Source organism: Blastomonas ursincola (genome assembly GCF_013607875.1).
In the GTDB taxonomy this organism is placed as follows: Bacteria; Pseudomonadota; Alphaproteobacteria; order Sphingomonadales; family Sphingomonadaceae; genus Blastomonas; species Blastomonas ursincola.
Window position 1 is genome coordinate 138,693 of record NZ_VDES01000003.1, and the last position, 15,101, is coordinate 153,793.

General features: G+C 64.8%; 15 protein-coding genes. 2 read left to right on the forward strand and 13 right to left on the reverse strand.

What is annotated here, in order from left to right:
* Positions 1-67 precede the first annotated feature (67 nt).
* The 13 genes from FG486_RS14490 to FG486_RS14550 all read right to left on the reverse strand — a co-directional run bounded on the left by FG486_RS14490 (position 68) and on the right by FG486_RS14550 (position 13,035).
* Positions 68-1,057 carry a M48 family metallopeptidase gene (locus FG486_RS14490; protein WP_181268068.1) on the reverse strand — a complete coding sequence of 330 codons (990 nt, stop codon included), beginning with the start codon at positions 1,055-1,057 and terminating at the stop codon, positions 68-70.
* Between the two features lie 42 nt (positions 1,058-1,099).
* Positions 1,100-1,879 (reverse strand): DsbA family protein, encoded by a 780-nt coding sequence (locus FG486_RS14495; RefSeq protein WP_181268069.1) that lies wholly within the window; start codon positions 1,877-1,879, stop codon positions 1,100-1,102.
* A 95-nt stretch (positions 1,880-1,974) separates the two neighbouring features.
* Entirely contained in the window at positions 1,975-3,360 is a 1,386-nt protein-coding gene (locus tag FG486_RS14500) for a M48 family metalloprotease (RefSeq protein ID WP_066277469.1), read from the reverse strand.
* Positions 3,361-3,515: 155 nt separating this feature from the next.
* On the reverse strand, positions 3,516-5,015 hold the full coding sequence (locus FG486_RS14505; RefSeq protein WP_181268070.1) for a methyl-accepting chemotaxis protein: 1,500 nt from the start codon (positions 5,013-5,015) through the stop codon (positions 3,516-3,518).
* Positions 5,016-5,266: 251 nt separating this feature from the next.
* Positions 5,267-6,568, reverse strand: coding sequence for an ATP-dependent protease ATPase subunit HslU (hslU, locus tag FG486_RS14510; RefSeq protein ID WP_181268071.1), 1,302 nt, complete (start codon positions 6,566-6,568; stop codon positions 5,267-5,269).
* A 60-nt stretch (positions 6,569-6,628) separates the two neighbouring features.
* Complete coding sequence (locus FG486_RS14515; protein ID WP_338401625.1) at positions 6,629-7,708, reverse strand: FAD-dependent oxidoreductase; 1,080 nt, start codon at positions 7,706-7,708, stop codon at positions 6,629-6,631.
* A gap of 49 nt (positions 7,709-7,757) precedes the next feature.
* Entirely contained in the window at positions 7,758-8,300 is a 543-nt protein-coding gene (hslV, locus tag FG486_RS14520) for an ATP-dependent protease subunit HslV (RefSeq protein ID WP_031318036.1), read from the reverse strand.
* Positions 8,301-8,360: 60 nt separating this feature from the next.
* Positions 8,361-8,663: a putative quinol monooxygenase gene (locus FG486_RS14525; RefSeq protein WP_181268073.1), complete on the reverse strand. Its 303-nt coding sequence runs from the start codon at positions 8,661-8,663 to the stop codon at positions 8,361-8,363.
* Positions 8,664-8,740: 77 nt separating this feature from the next.
* On the reverse strand, positions 8,741-9,739 hold the full coding sequence (locus tag FG486_RS14530; protein ID WP_181268074.1) for an NAD-dependent epimerase/dehydratase family protein: 999 nt from the start codon (positions 9,737-9,739) through the stop codon (positions 8,741-8,743).
* 18 nt (positions 9,740-9,757) lie between these two features.
* Positions 9,758-11,059, reverse strand: coding sequence for a UDP-N-acetyl-D-mannosamine dehydrogenase (gene wecC, locus FG486_RS14535; protein ID WP_066277442.1), 1,302 nt, complete (start codon positions 11,057-11,059; stop codon positions 9,758-9,760).
* Between the two features lie 297 nt (positions 11,060-11,356).
* The gene (locus FG486_RS14540) at positions 11,357-11,572 is read right to left on the reverse strand and encodes a hypothetical protein (RefSeq protein ID WP_181268075.1); all 216 of its coding nucleotides are present in this window, start codon (positions 11,570-11,572) and stop codon (positions 11,357-11,359) included.
* A 150-nt stretch (positions 11,573-11,722) separates the two neighbouring features.
* Positions 11,723-12,442: a glycosyltransferase gene (locus tag FG486_RS14545; RefSeq protein ID WP_066277440.1), complete on the reverse strand. Its 720-nt coding sequence runs from the start codon at positions 12,440-12,442 to the stop codon at positions 11,723-11,725.
* Positions 12,433-13,035, reverse strand: a complete 603-nt coding sequence (locus FG486_RS14550; protein ID WP_181268076.1) for a TIGR04282 family arsenosugar biosynthesis glycosyltransferase — start codon at positions 13,033-13,035, stop codon at positions 12,433-12,435. Before FG486_RS14550 ends, FG486_RS14545 begins: the two co-directional genes overlap by 10 nt.
* A 103-nt stretch (positions 13,036-13,138) precedes the next feature.
* On the opposite strand from FG486_RS14550, the gene maiA reads away from it, so the two are divergent.
* The gene (gene maiA, locus FG486_RS14555; protein ID WP_181268077.1) at positions 13,139-13,771 is read left to right on the forward strand and encodes a maleylacetoacetate isomerase; all 633 of its coding nucleotides are present in this window, start codon (positions 13,139-13,141) and stop codon (positions 13,769-13,771) included.
* On the forward strand, positions 13,768-15,101 hold a 1,334-nt coding region (locus tag FG486_RS14560; RefSeq protein ID WP_338401634.1), incomplete at its 3' end, for a TonB-dependent receptor plug domain-containing protein. The genes maiA and FG486_RS14560, both read left to right, overlap by 4 nt.

Sequence of the window (15,101 nt, forward strand, 5' to 3'; positions counted from 1 at the left end):
GACTCGAAGCGTGCGGCAAGACGACGCAATGCGTGCGGCGAGGCGAGGAACAAACGGTCCAGGACCGTTACTCGAGCAGCGCTGGTGGTTCAGCGAGCAGCGGCGGATACCAGCCCCGGGCGTCTCTGGGAGCAGTCTGCATCTTCGCAATCTCGGCTTCGAACAGCCCGACGCGCTTCTTCCAGCGGTAATGGGTAGGGGCAGAAAATATGCCCTTGCCGCGTTGCTTGCCGTAGCGCGTCCAGAATCGCACCGACGCTTGCGCATCATAGCCGGCATTGGCCATCAGCCAGATCGACAGCCGGTCCGCCTCGATCTCGGTCGCCAGCGTCAGCCTGGCGTTTCTTCCGAGCTGCTGCAGCAGCCCGCGCTGCACCCCCGCCTCGTTGAGCCGCCTGCGATGCTCGAGCAGATTGTGCGCCAGTTCGTGCGCCAGGATGGCCGCGAGTTCATCATCGTCGGCCATGAACGAAAGCATCGGTACGGTGATGCCGACGATATCGCCGTCTGCGGACGCGCCATAGGAATCGCTCGGACGCAGCTCGAACCGACTGCGGCAGGCAGGGGTGCCAGTCACCGTGATCGCCATCGGTTGGCCACCCCGCAGGATGCCCAGCACCACCGGTCCCTTGTCCAGTGCTGCCCGCATCCGCGTATCGGCCCATGCTATCGGGCGATAGGCCGCGACCTGGTCGATCGCCGCGAGTTCCGCGGCAGGTGGGGCAAGGGGGATGCCATTGAGCGAGACGATGGCATCGTCGGTGCGAAGGCCTGCACGCGCGGCCGGGCCATCGGCGACCAGCGCAAGCACGGCATAGTCGCCGCCAAAGCCGAAGGTCGCGCGCGCCGCAGCGGCATCGGGATACTGCCCGATATGGTGCAGCGTCATTCCGGCAGCATTCTCGATCGCGCGACAGAATGGCGCGTTGGCCGTAGCGAGCCGGTAGCCGACGCTGAGCACCCGGACATCGGCCGCGCGCAACGCATCCAGCGACCATTCGGAAGCCTTGGGCGATCCTGAAGCGGCAATGGCGGGCAGCGGGACCGCGAGCGCCATCAGCCCCGCCATGGCCCAGGCGCACGCAGCCCTTCGCATGAATCAGCCGACCGGCTTCTTCACCGATCGGGCATCGGCGATCGCCGATTTGAGCTCGTCATAGCCGACCGCGCCGTTGAGCACGCGGTTGCCCACGACCCAGCTGGGCGTCCCGCTGAACTCGAGCTGCTGCGCGATGCGGATATTGCCGTCGAGCACCGCCTCGGCTTGCTTGCTGGCGACGAAACCTCGCGCAGCAGCCATATCGAGCCCTGCGGTCTTTGCGGCCTGCTCGATCGTCGCCTGGCTAGGGCGTCCGGCGGCGAACATCGCCTTGTAGAACGGATAATATTTGCCCTGCTTTGCGGCGGCCAGGCCCCAGGCGGCGGCGACGCGGCTCTCGTCCGACAGGATGGGGAGCTCGTGGAACACGATCTTGAGATTCTTGTCCTCGCCCAACAGCTTCGCGACATCGGCCACGCTCTGGCGGCAGAATCCGCAGGCGAAATCCGAATATTCGACCAGCACGACATCGCCTTCGGGATTGCCGGCAAAGGCGCTGGCATAGGGCGTTTCGACCTCCTTGCGCACCGAGGTTATGCGCGTGGCCGCCTGCTTGCCGCGCAGCTTCTCGACCGCCTCGGGAATGATCTCGGGATTTTCGAGGATATAGGCGCGCACGATCGCCTCGATTGCCGCCTTGTCCTGGGTGTCGAACCCGGCTGCGGCCGCCGCCTTGTCGGCATCCTGTGCCGCCGCGCCGCCCGAGGTCACGGTCGCGCCGCTCTGCCACAGAAGCGTGCCGACACCTGCGGCGATGGTGAGCAAACCGGCACCGATCATAAATGGAAGTTTCCCTGAACGGGCCTCGCCGGAAGAAGACGATTGCGATGTCATGGCGGGCCCTTGGTTGGTGAAATGCAATGGATCGATGCGGCTTAGCGGCGGCGGCGCTGGCGTTCAACCGCATCGCGGGCGAGGATCGCGATATCCTGCGCGCGGATCCAGTCGGCGCTGCCCTGGGGCAGGGTGGTCATCGCCTGTTCGGCGCTCTGTAGCGCCAATGGCGCATTGCCCTGAAGCACATAGCGTTCCGCGCTGGCCAGCGCCGCGCGCGCGGTGTCGCCGCGATCGGCATAGACGACGCCGAGCTGATACCATGCAAACGGATTTTCCGCATCGCGTGCCACCGCCGCCTTCAGCACGCGCTCGGCCTCGGCGAGGTTCGACGGATCCTCGGTCGCGATCAGCGCATGGCCATAGACGCCGGCGATCAGCGACTGGGCGTTGGTGCTGGCCACCGCCTTTTGCAGCGGGGCGATCGCTTCCTTGGGGCGCCCCGATTCGAGCAGGATCTGACCGTAGATTTCAAGGAAATAGGGGTCGTCGGGCGCCTGGGCGAGCAATGAGCGGACCTCTGCCAGCGCCTTTTCAGGGTACGCGCTCTTGTGCCAGGCATAGGCGCGGGCGTAGCGCGCGGGCACGCTCTGGTCGGTCTCGGGATAATCGCGCAGCGTCTCGGTGGGCTCTGCGACATAGCCGACCAGCTTGGCCTTGACCCGCTGGAACCGCGCCTCGAGCTCGGGATCGAGCGGATTATCATAGGCCGGGTCGTTCTGGTAGATTTCCTGCAACAGCGTGATGCGCTCGCCCGACAGGGGGTGAGAGCGGTTGTAACTGTCCTCCTGCGGGATCGCGAGACGGAATTCCAGATTCTGCAGCTTCTTGAAGAACGCGAGCGAGCCCTTGCCGGTTAGCCCAGCTTGCGAGAGATATTTCGCGCCCGCGACATCGGCCCCCGATTCCTCGCCACGGGTATGTGCCAGGAACTTGCCCAGAGCCGCCTGCTGTCCGGCGCCGATGATGCCAAGCCCCGCTTCGCCCGCGCCAGCGGCCACCGCCGCCAACCCGAGAAGCAGCGACAATATGGTGATGTTGCCCGCCTTGGAGGCGTTTTCCGACCGGGTGATCGAATGGCCGAGCGCGATATGCCCGAGTTCGTGCGCGATGACGCCCTGGACCTCGTTGGCATTGTCCGCCGCCTCGATCAGCCCGCTATGGATGTACACGTCCTGCGTCCCGGCCACGAAGGCGTTGATGCTGCGGTCGTTGATGACGACGACATTGACGTTCGACGGCAGGAGCCCTGCGGCAAGGATCAGGTCGCGCGACATGTCTGCGAGCAGCGCCTCAGTCTCCGCATCGCGCAGGATCGATTGCGCCGCAGCAGGCTGGATCGCCAGCATGACAGCCGCGCACAGCGCCAGCATCCTGGCAAACAGCCGGGCTATCGCAGGAGGCTGAGGCTGGGAGCGGTGCTGCATGCGCTGCCGGTTTCCATGGCTAAAGGCTTGATCGAACGCGGGACAGGTGAAGCCCCGCCGATGAACATGCGATGAAACCGCACGCTCGGGGTCAAGCTTAGCGTGGTGCGGACGATATGCCCAGCGGGGCGGCAACAAATGCGACGACAGGTGGTTCAGGCGGCCCTGAGTTCCGCGAGAAACGCGCTGCTGGCCTGGCGCAGCGCCAGCGCCTGCTCCTCCAGTTGCGAGGTGACGCGCCTCATGTCGTCGGAGACCGACTTGACCCGCTGGGCATTCCGGCTGACCGCCTGTGCGGTTTCTTCCATTGCATGCGCGTCGCTGGCGACCTGTCGCGTGGTGGCGTGAATGTCGCTGGTCGCCTCGCCCTGATCGGCAATCACCTTGGAAATATGCGCCGCCCCCTCGGTCACCACATCGATCTGGTCGGCAATGGAATCGATGGTCATTTCGGTCAGGTCCATGCGCGCGCGGATGCCCTGCACGGTATCGTCGACGGACTGGATCGCGCCGCGCGTCTGCCCCGAGAGCTGCTTGACCTCGTGCGCCACGATGGAAAAGCCGCGACCAGCCTCGCCTGCGCGCGCGGCCTCGATCGTGGCGTTCAGCGCGAGCAGGTTGGTCTGCGAGGCGATCTCGTTGATCAGCGTGGTGATTTCCGAAACCTTTTCCGCCTGGGTGGCAAGCGCACTCACGGCCACGCTGCCTGACATGCTGGCGCTTCGTGCGGCCGCTGCTGCCTGGTGCTGGGCATCGACGCGCTGCGCAATCGCCTTGGCCGATTGGTTGAGCTGCTCGATGGCAGTGGCGACATGCTGCACCGACAGGCCGACATTGCTTGCACGCGCGGTCACCTGGGTCGCGCTGCTGTCGGTCTCCTCGCCGATGCTGTGCAGCGCCGCTGCGCTCTTGCCCAGCTGCGCCAGCGCATCGGTCAGCCGATCGATGGTCTGCACGACGGAAAGCTCGAACCCTTCGGCCAGCGCTGCCATCGCCTTGCGCTGCGCAGCCATATGCTGTTCGCGTTGCGCAACCAGCGCCGCCTGGGCACGTTGATCGCGTTCGGCGACTGCGGCCACCTCGCTCTGCCGCAAAGCAAATTCGCGCTCGCGCGCCCTGGCGAGTTCATCCGATTGCAGCAGATAGCTGGCGAAGTTGCTGCACAAGGCTGCTGTGTTGCGCCACATGATGATGGCAAAGATCGCTGCGAGCGGAAAGAAGAAGACGGTGATGGCGTATCCGGTCGCCATGATCCCCGTGAACAGACCGCAGATCATTGCGCTCAACCAGAACAGATTGGCAGAGGGCAGGGGCAGGAAGTTGAGCGCGCCGATCGCGGCGATCCCTATGCCCAGGGGAACGGCCAGATCGATCAGATGGCTGTTTTGCGAGTGCATCAGACCGCCAAATGCCAAGGCCCAGCTCAGCCCCGAGACCAGCGCATTGATGCAGAACAGCAGATGCAATCTGGCGAGCCGGTCCTGGTCGGCACGGTCCTGGCCCTCTGCCAGCCGCGTCAATGCACCGCCCAACGGGACAAGGCTGAACACGCACAGGACGCTCAGGCTTGTGCCGGTCAGCGTCAGCATCTGTCCCGGCGTGCCCAAGGCCGCCCAACTGAGGACCAACGCCACAATGATCGCACTGGGCAGCATGTGCACGCTGCAGGTGCAGATGCGCTGCATATGGTGGACGGCGATAGAGATCGATGCGAGTTCGGGATGCCGGTGGCTATCTATGCCATCGCTCAGAGTGGGTTGCGCACGGAATCCTAGCTGCCCCATAATTCGGGCCAGTTTCTGCCGAGATCGCAAGCTTGTCATGCGAATCACTTGTCACGTTCGTGGTTAACACGCCGCTAAAATGATTCGCAGACAAGGCTTCCGTCGATCAAACCCCCGATAATTTACAGCACGTATTTGCTGAGATCGGTATTCTTGGCGATACCGGTCAGCTGCGATCGAACGTAATCGGCATCTATATTGATCGTCTCGCCGCGATGATCTTCTGCATTAAAGCTGATATCTTCCAGTAACTTCTCCATCACGGTCTGCAGACGGCGGGCGCCGATATTCTCCACCGTCTCGTTGACCGAGGCGGCAATCCGCGCGACCTCGCGCAGCGCGTCCTCGCTGAATTCCAGCTTCAGCTCCTCGGTACCCAGCAGCGCGCTGTATTGCTGCGCCAGATTGGCCTTGGTCTGGGTGAGGATGTGGAAGAAATCCTCCTCGCTCAGTGCCTTGAGCTCGACGCGGATCGGCAGGCGGCCCTGCAGCTCGGGCAGCATGTCGCTGGGCTTGGCGATGTGGAACGCGCCCGATGCGATGAACAGCACATGGTCGGTCTTCATCGGGCCGTATTTGGTCGCAACGGTCGTGCCCTCGATCAGCGGCAGCAGATCGCGCTGCACGCCTTCACGGCTGACCGATCCGCCGCGCACATCGGACACCGCAATCTTGTCGATCTCGTCGAGGAACACGATGCCATTGGCCTCCGCATCGGCCAGCGCCGCGCGCGCGACGTCATCCTGGTCCATGCGCTTTTCCGATTCCTCCTCGATCAGCTTGTCCCACGCATCGGCGAGCCGCATCTTGCGCGGCTTGGTGCGCTTCTGGCCGAACGCCTTGCCCATCATGTCGGACAGGTTGATCATGCCCACCTGGCCGCCCATGCCGGGGATTTCCATCGGCATGTTGGGCGCGGCCTCGACCTCGATCTCGACCTCGGTATCGTTCATGTGATTGTCGACAATGCGCTGGCGGAAGCTCTGGCGCGTTGCCTCGCTGGCATTGTCGCCGACCAGCGCGTTGAGCAGCCGCTCCATCGCCGCTTCGGACGCCGCCTCGCGCACCTTCTCGCGGCGGCGCTCCTTTTCCAGCCGCACCGCATCTTCCACCAGATCGCGCGCAATCTGATCAACGTCGCGGCCGACATAGCCGACCTCGGTGAACTTGGTCGCTTCGATCTTGATGAACGGCGCATCCGCAAGCTTCGCCAGCCGGCGCGAGATCTCGGTCTTGCCGCAGCCCGTGGGGCCGATCATCAGGATGTTCTTCGGCGTCACCTCGTCGCGCAGCTCGGCGGGGAGGCGCTGACGCCGCCAGCGGTTGCGCAGTGCCACCGCGACAGCGCGCTTGGCGTCCTGCTGGCCGATGATATGCGCATCGAGCGCGGCAACGATGTTCTTCGGGGTAAGCGTATCGGTCATTCAGTGTCTTCTCTGGAAGGGAGTATCGCGCTCACAAATTGGGGTGTGGCCGCGCTGGCTTCAAGCGCAGCGCCATCCCGCCATCAGGCTGCGGTGCGATTCGACGATCGCGGCGATGTCATGCGGCTGAGGCTCGGCGAGATATACGCCGCGCTCATAAGTGCCTCCGAGCAAAATGCCGTCGCCGCGCGGGAACATGTATCCGGCGGGGAAGGCATAGGCATAGCGGATTTCGGGTTGGGGGATCAGCACCGCGAGCTGTCCGCGCACCGGCACCAGTTCGGGATCGCCGAACAGCTTGGCCGCGCCCAGCCCGGTGCAGTTGAACACCAGGCGCTCGGGAAGCGCCGCGACCTCCGACGGCGTGTTGAAGCTGCGCAGTTCGACCTTGCCGCCAGCCAGGCGAATGTCGCGCAGCAACCGCTCGAGAAAGTGCCCGGTCTCTACATACATGGTCTCGTACCGGACGACATTGTCGAGCGCGAAGGGGTGTTCGTCCGGGCCAAGCCGCACGCGTCCGGGAAAGCGAGGATCGGGCGGCAGCGGACCGGTCCGCCGCGTCTGGTCGTAAGTGGGCAGCCAGCGGATCCCATAATCGTCACCCGCCATGATCTGGAAACGGCGGCGGCTGTAATCGGCGGCGGCATCGGCCTGCGCGCGGAATTCGGCCGTTGCCACATCGTCGTCGAAATAGCCGGTCGGGAAGATCTGCCCGCCGGCGATGTTCGATGTCGTCTGCGGTGGCAGCGCGGCGGTGTAGATGGTGACCGGATAGCCGGCTTCCTGCACCAGCCGTGCAGTGGTCAATCCCATGATGCCGGCCCCGATCACCGCAACGGGACCCGAATGGCCGGGCAGGCCGAGCGAGGTGGCGAGGCGCGAACTGCCCCAGCTCAGCGAGATGCCGCCGCCGCCATGGCCGTAATTGTGCACCAAGCGCGTGTCGCCCAATGCCTCGGCGCGCACGACGAAGCCGGAGGGGCGGAACGGACGCAGCCCGGCCACGGTGCGGATCACGCGATTGGCATCGACCTGCACCTTCGGCAAGCACATAGGCGGGGTGGGGCGCGCGACTATCGGGCGCGTCGTCGCGCCTGTCGTGCATCCCCCCAGCAACAGCGCGGCACCGCCGCCCGTCACCAACCCCCGCCTGTTCGTCTGCCACAGCATGGCTGCAGACCCTAGGGCATCAGGCGCCGGTGTCGAGCGTCTCGATCGTCAGCTGGTCGTTCGTATAGACGCATACGTCGCTGGCGATCTTCATCGCCTTGCGCGCGATCGTTTCGGCGTCCTGCTCATATTCCATCAGCGCGCGGGCAGCGGCGAGCGCGAAATTGCCGCCCGATCCGATCGCGGCGACGCCGTCCACGGGTTCGAGCACGTCGCCATTGCCGGTGAGGATCAGCGTCACTTCCTTGTCGGCGACGATCATCATCGCTTCCAGGTTGCGCAGGTACTTGTCGGTCCGCCAGTCCTTGGCGAGTTCGACCGCGGCGCGCATCAGTTGGCCCGAATGGCGCTCGAGCTTGGCTTCGAGCCGCTCGAAGAGAGTGAACGCGTCGGCGGTCGCGCCTGCGAACCCGCCGATCACCGATCCGTCGCCCAGGCGGCGCACCTTGCGCGCATTGGGCTTCATCACCGTCTGGCCCATCGATACCTGGCCATCACCTGCGATCACCGCCTTGCCGTTCTTGCGAATGCCGACGATGGTGGTTCCATGCCATACGGGCATGCTGCTGCTGTCTCTGCTCATGGCGCGCGATATGGTGGAGCGGGGCAGGGGCCGCAAGCCCTACATGATGCGGCGGACCTCTTCGCCGTCATAGAGCCGCACGTCCGATCCCAGCCGCTCGACCTGCGCGAGGCCCGCGCCGAATGCGGCCATGTGCGGCGAGGCGAAATGCGCATCGAGCGCGGCCTGATCGGCCCAGCGTTCGGAGATGCGGATGATGTCGGGATCGTTCATGTCGCGGGCAAAGGCATAATGCAGGCAGCCTTCTTCCTGCCGCGTCGCCTCGACCATCTGCCTGGCGGCCTCGGCAAACTTGTCGATTTCACCCGGTGCGAACTGCAGCCAGCCTTCGATGATGAGCATGTCGCTTGGTCTCCTGCCTTGCCGGAGCTTCGTCCGGTACGACGACAGGGTTACGGTGCTTGGGCGGCGGCCGCAAGTCAGCTGCCGGTATAGCTTCGATACCAGTCGACGAAGCGGGGAATGCCAATATCGATTCCGGTGGTCGGTGCGTATCCCAGATCGCCCTGGATCGCGCTGATATCGGCATAGGTCTGGTAGACATCGCCCGGCTGCATCGGCAGCAGGTTGCGGATCGCTGGTCTGCCGCACGCAGCCTCGATCACGTCGATCATCCGGCCCAGCGGCTCGGGCTGGTTGTTGCCGATATTGTAGAGGCGGTGCGGCGAGACGCTCCCGCCGGGCTTGACCGCGCCGTCATCGGCCGGCGGGCGGTCGATCACGGCGAGCACGCCGGCGATGATATCGTCGATATAGGTGAAGTCGCGGCGCATATCGCCATGGTTGTACACGTCGATCGGCTTGCCCTGCAGGATCGCGCTGGTGAACTTCCACAGCGCCATGTCGGGCCGGCCCCAGGGCCCATAGACGGTGAAGAACCGCAGCCCCGTCATCGGCAGGTGATAGAGATGGGCATAGGTCTCGCTCATCAGCTCGTCGGCCTTCTTGGTGGCGGCATAGAGCGAGATCGGATGGTCGACGCGCTGGTCGACGCTGAACGGCACGGTATCGCTGTTGCCATAGACCGATGAGGACGAGGCATAGACGAACTGGCGCACGTCACGGTGGCGCGCGAGCTCGAGCAGGTTGAGATGGCCGACCAGGTTCGACTGCACATAGGCGCGCGGATTGTCGATGCTGTAGCGCACCCCCGCCTGCGCGCCGAGATGCACGATGGTCGTCAGCTTATAGGGTGCAATGGCGGCCTCGAGCGCGCCATGATCGGCGAAATCCAGCTCGAGAAAATCGAAATGTCCCGCGTTGATCGTGCCCAAGTCGGCCAGTCGCGCATGCTTGAGCGCGGGATCGTAATAGGCATTGAGATTGTCGATGCCGACGACATGCTCGCCGCGCTGCATCAGCGCGCGCGTCAGGGCATGGCCGATAAACCCGGCGGCTCCGGTGACGATGATGGTCATGGGATTTGGTCTGCCCGATCAGCCGGCGAGACGCAAATGGCCGCTCGGACGCTCGGGCGAGGCAGGCTGGTCGGGCCAGATTCCGCGCGTGTCGTAGACGATCTTGCCCGCGCGTTCGGCGAGCGGGATCGACTTGAACACGTCATGGTCGACCAGCACGATGAACAGGTCGCAGCTTTCGATTGCATCGTCGACATCGATCAAGCTGGCGCCCAGCCCGTCATAGGCGGGTGGCAGCGTCTGCGCATAGGGTTCGACGATGCGGATCCGTGCGCCGAATTTCTGCGCCAGCGCCAGCGCGACCTTGTTCGCGGGGCTCTCGCGGAAGTCGTCGATATTGGCCTTGAACGCCAGCCCGAGGCACGCGACCTTCGCATCCGGATTGGCCTCGATCAGCGCGCCCGCCTTGCCGAGCACATGATCGACCTTGCCGTCATTGACCCAGCGGGCGGTGCGGATTAGCGGGGTTTCATCCGGAGCGCCATGGATGATGAACCAGGGATCGACCGCGATGCAATGGCCGCCGACGCCGGGGCCGGGCTGCAGGATGTTGACGCGCGGATGGCGGTTGGCGAGACGGATCACCTCCCAGACGTCGAGCCCCATGCGATCGGCGACGATCGACAGTTCGTTCGCAAAGGCGATGTTGACGTCGCGATAGGCGTTCTCGACCAGCTTGGTCATTTCAGCCGAGCGGGCATCGGTGGTGATGCACTCGCCGCGCACGAAGCGGCGATAGAAGGTCAACGCCTTGCGCGCGCAGCGCGGGGTAATGCCACCGATCGAGCGATCGTTGTTGGTCAGTTCCTCGAGAATGCGGCCGGGCAGCACGCGCTCGGGGCAATAGGCGATGGCGATATCGGGAATGTCGCTGGTCAGGCCCGGTACTTTCAGATCGGGGCGCAGCTTGGCGATCAGGTCGCGCATTTCCTCGGTGGTGCCGACGGGCGAGGTCGATTCGAGGATGATGCAGTCCCCGGCCTTCAGCACCGCGGCGATGCTGCTCGCGGCCTGGAGCACATAGCTGATATCGGGGGCATGCTTATCGTCGAATGGGGTCGGCACCGCGATGACGAACACGTCCGACGGCTCGACCTGGAGCGAGGTGCGCAGCATGCCGCGCGCGACCACGCCCTGGACCAGGCCGTCCAGATCGACTTCCTCGATATGGATTCGGCCCTCGGCAATGGTGCTGACGACATGTTCGGACACATCGACGCCGAGCACCCGGCAGCCCGAGCGCGCGATGATCGCTGCTGTGGGCAGGCCGATATAGCCCAGTCCCAGAACGCAAACTTCAGGCTTCTTTTCGGACAGCATGCTCAATCCCCGATCGTGGTCGGCCCGGCGGTGCAAAGCGGCGAACCATAGAGGCCTGCTCTAGTCGCGTCCCGGTTAAAAAACCGGTAAGCAGTGGCTGCATCACCCGCAAGAGTGGCAATTTCAGGGCCTGATGCGCCAAGGCTGCTGCGTGCCCTTATCGCCTTTCCCATGCCGACCCGGACCCTTCGGCATTGGCCACCCTCAGGCAATCAAACGGTACGCCCCCGCTCGACACAACAAAAAAGGGCGGCCCTTGGGAGCCGCCCTTTTCCGTTTCGCGTGCGCCTGATGAAATCAGGGGCTGTTCGGCTCGTCGTCGTCAGCGATGACGATGATGCCGCCGATGACGGCCGCAGCTGCGACGACACCGATGATGATTCCGGTGCTGCCTTCAGCTTCGCTCTCTTCGCTCGACGTAGCGGCCACACGACCGGCAGCCTGAGCGAGGACCGGTGCGCCGACCATGGTGGTCAGAGCGATCGCGGCCACAGTGGCTTTGAACATTTTCATTTTGATATTCCCCATAAGGAGTTTTTGCGTTCAACGGTCAGAGGGCACAATCAGGCGTATGTTGCAAGTGCGAAATGGCCATATCGCACCATAACGGTGGCGAAAGTTTGCGATCGGTCGAGACTGCCGAATATCCTCAAAATGCCGCTTTTATCGGACGTCCGGGTACATGTCCTTGAGTCGGTGCCGCATGCCGAAGGTCCAGGCGAGGCCGACCTTGAGATAGATAAAATTGGCTTTCAGGGGCCCCCATGCTGCAATGCGGCGGTCGGATGTGATGACCGGCTTGCGTGTCATCCTCAGCTTGCCGAGTCGCGCAAAGCCGATGCACAGATCGGCCTCCTCCATGATCGTGGCGTCCGCCGGAATTCCCCCTATGCGCAGATAATCGGTGCGGCGGAAGAACATCGCATGGTCGCCGAACAGCAGCCGGACACCGCGCACGAACAGGTGGGGGTGGGTGACGATGGGATAATAGGTCTTCCACCAGTTGTGCGCGGTGGTGAACCAGCGCGTCTTTTCGCCCCGGATGATCGGCAGGAAGGTGGCCAGCGCGATTCGGCGGTCTGCCAGCACCCGGCGAATGTGCGTGATCGCATCGGGCGGTAGCAGACTGTCGGCGTGCAGGATGCACACGAGATCGCCGCCGGCCTGTTCCACCCCGAAATTGATCTGCGGGCCGCGTCCGCGCGTCGGCGAAAGCTCGGTCCGCCAGCCTGCCGCTCTCGCCAGTGCAACCGTTTCGTCCTCGCTGCCGCCATCGACAAGCAGGATCTCGTCGGGCTGCGGATCGAGCGCGGCGACATTGGCGATCGTTGCCGGCAGGGCCTTGGCCTCGTTCAACGCCGGGATCATCAGCGTCACGCGCATTGGCCAGACTCCGCGAGATGCGGCCAGCGCGCCAGGTCCTCGGGCCGGTCGCAATCGGCGAGCGTTGGCAGCAGGGCCACGGCAAGGCCGAGAGCATCGCACCGTCGCAAGGTCTCGGGCAGCACGGCTTCGGTGCTCCACGGCATATCGACCAGCAATTCAGGGCGAGCGCTCTGCATTCCGATGAGATAATAGCCACCGTCCTCTGCGGGGCCGATCACAACATCATGGCTTTCCAGCGCCGCCATGGCGGATGCGACAGTCGCTACATCCAGATCCGGCGTGTCTGCGCCGAAGAAGATGTGCGGATGGTCGCGCGCGGCATCAATCAACCGCTCGGAAAGCCCGCCCTCCACCTGCTCGATCAGCAGGACCCCAACGCCGAGCCAGTCGCGGAATTGATTTTCATCTGCCCCGGCAAAACGAACTTCCACGGGCGCTCCCGCCTGCAACAGGATATCGACGGTCCGCCCTGCGAGGTGACGATGGACTGTTGCCGCTCCTGCCGCGCCCAGAGCAGGAATCAGCCGCGTCTTGGCATAGCCCGGCACCGGATATTTGGCGAACAGCACGAGATCGGGCAGGGCGGTCATCGCGCAAGGCTTAACGCTCCGCGAAAGGGAAACAAGCCTTGCATCGCTATCCTGCCGCCATATGGTGCGCGGCCCGGCCAACCGACCTCGAGGAGCCTCGCGCATGTCCGACACCATTCTGTTCGATTACTGGCGCTCGTCTGCCAGTTACCGCGTCCGCATCGTGCTGAATCTCAAGCGGATCGCCTATCGGGCAGTGCCGACCGACTTGCTGACCCGCCAGCAAAAGGCTCCCGATTATGTCGCGCGCAACCCGCAGGGGCTGGTGCCGATGCTCCATATCGACGGGCAGGACCTGACCCAGTCACTGGCGATCATCGACTATCTCGATGCGACGCGCCCCGAGCCGCGCCTGATCCCCGCCGATCCGGTCGCGCGCGCCGCCACACTCGCGCGCGCCATGGTGATCATCGCGGACATCCACCCGGTCAACAACCTGAGGATGCTGCATTATCTCAAGAACGAGATGGGCCAGGACCAGGCGGCGGTCGATGCGTGGTACCGCCACTGGATTGCCGAGGGCTTCGCCGCGCTCGAGCTGATGGCACCCGAGAACGGCCTGTTCGGCTGTGATGCACCCGATCTGACCGATGTGTGTCTGGTGCCGCAGGTCGCCAATGCCAGGCGGTTCGAACTCGACATGGCACCCTATCCGCGCCTGACGCGGATCGATGCCGCGCTGCAGGCGATCCCGGCCTTTGCCGCTGCCCATCCGGAAAGGGTGAAGCCCGCGTGAAGGTTGCCATCCTCCATCTGGTCTGCGGCGTCGGACTGGCGGCACTCGCATCTGCCCCAGCGCATGCGCAGGATGCCCAGCCGCAGGGCGACACGATCAGCTGGCCTAATGCGCCGATCACGGTGGTCGGGCGCCCTCTCGATGCGCCGATCGGCGACCGCGCCTATAGCGTCACCACCATCTCGCCCGACATGCTGGCCAACGAACCCAGCCAGCGGCTCGAAAACGCGCTGCGGTTGGTGCCGGGGCTGCAGCAGTTCCGTCGATCGGATGCGCGCAGCGCCAATCCGACCAGCCAGGGGGTGACGCTACGCGGGCTCGGCGGCAACGCCTCAAGCCGTGTGCTGATGCTGCTCGACGGCGTACCGCAGAGCGATCCGTTCGGCGGCTGGATCAGCTTTCCCGGCTATGACGCCATCAACCTCGCCAGCGTGCGCGTGCGGCGCGGCGGCGGCACTGGCGGCGATGGCCCCGGCGCGCTCGCCGGAACGATTGAGCTCGACAGCTCGGGGATCGCGCCCGGCCAGTCGAATGTCTATTCCGACCTTGCCTATGGCAGCCGCCAGTCGCTCGAGGCGAGCATCGGCACGACGCAGGCGCTCGGGCAGGGGGGGCTGACGATCTCCGCGCAATATGTTCGCGGCGACGGCTTCACCCCGGTGATAGCGCGCCAGCGCGGCCCGGTAGACCGCCCAGCTCCCTATGAGCAGCTGGGTGTCAACCTGCGCTTCGTCGCCCCGCTCGATGCCAGCACCGAACTGCAGGCCAGTGGACGCGTCTTCTCCGACGAGCGCGAGCGCGGCTTCGCCTTCAGCGACAACCGCAACGACGGCGCTGACGCCAGCCTGAGGCTGGTCGGGCGCGGCAACCTGCCCTGGTCGGCGCTCGCCTATGTGCAGATGCGCCGCTTCGAGAGCAGCTTCGGTGCGATCAGCGCCGACCGCCGTACCGTCACGCAAAGCCTGGACCAGTACAACACCCCTTCGACCGGCATAGGTGCGCGCGCCGAAATCCGCCCTTCGCTGGGCAGTGCGGGCGAACTGCGCCTCGGCGCCGAGTGGCGGCGCACGACGGGCGAAACGCGCGAGCTGTTCACCTTTGTCGCGGGCGCGCCCACGCGGCTGCGCCGGGCCGGCGGGGCGAGCGAGACGCTCGGCGCCTTTGCCGAGGCGAGCTTTCAGGCTTCGCCCGATCTGCTGCTCACCGGCGGCGGGCGGGTCGATCATTGGCAATTGAGCAATGGCCGATTGCGTGAAACGGTTCTCGCCACCGGCGCGCCGGTGACCTCCGCATCGTTCGATGACCGCAGCGGGTGGGAAGGGACGGGCCG

What these genes read in the sequence shown, in the direction of transcription:
- FG486_RS14505 (WP_181268070.1), bottom strand. Translation starts at nt 5,015, where the DNA reads ATGCTGCCCAGTGCGATCATTGTGGCGTTGGTCCTCAGTTGGGCGGCC.
- hslV (WP_031318036.1), bottom strand. Translation starts at nt 8,300, where the DNA reads ATGCCCGTATGGCATGGAACCACCATCGTCGGCATTCGCAAGAACGGC.
- hslU (WP_181268071.1), bottom strand. Translation starts at nt 6,568, where the DNA reads ATGACCGATACGCTTACCCCGAAGAACATCGTTGCCGCGCTCGATGCG.
- wecC (WP_066277442.1), bottom strand. Translation starts at nt 11,059, where the DNA reads ATGCTGTCCGAAAAGAAGCCTGAAGTTTGCGTTCTGGGACTGGGCTAT.
- FG486_RS14540 (WP_181268075.1), bottom strand. Translation starts at nt 11,572, where the DNA reads ATGAAAATGTTCAAAGCCACTGTGGCCGCGATCGCTCTGACCACCATG.
- FG486_RS14500 (WP_066277469.1), bottom strand. Translation starts at nt 3,360, where the DNA reads ATGCAGCACCGCTCCCAGCCTCAGCCTCCTGCGATAGCCCGGCTGTTT.
- FG486_RS14530 (WP_181268074.1), bottom strand. Translation starts at nt 9,739, where the DNA reads ATGACCATCATCGTCACCGGAGCCGCCGGGTTTATCGGCCATGCCCTG.
- FG486_RS14490 (WP_181268068.1), bottom strand. Translation starts at nt 1,057, where the DNA reads ATGGCGCTCGCGGTCCCGCTGCCCGCCATTGCCGCTTCAGGATCGCCC.
- FG486_RS14545 (WP_066277440.1), bottom strand. Translation starts at nt 12,442, where the DNA reads ATGCGCGTGACGCTGATGATCCCGGCGTTGAACGAGGCCAAGGCCCTG.
- FG486_RS14495 (WP_181268069.1), bottom strand. Translation starts at nt 1,879, where the DNA reads ATGATCGGTGCCGGTTTGCTCACCATCGCCGCAGGTGTCGGCACGCTT.
- FG486_RS14550 (WP_181268076.1), bottom strand. Translation starts at nt 13,035, where the DNA reads ATGACCGCCCTGCCCGATCTCGTGCTGTTCGCCAAATATCCGGTGCCG.
- FG486_RS14525 (WP_181268073.1), bottom strand. Translation starts at nt 8,663, where the DNA reads ATGCTCATCATCGAAGGCTGGCTGCAGTTCGCACCGGGTGAAATCGAC.
- maiA (WP_181268077.1), top strand. Translation starts at nt 13,139, where the DNA reads ATGTCCGACACCATTCTGTTCGATTACTGGCGCTCGTCTGCCAGTTAC.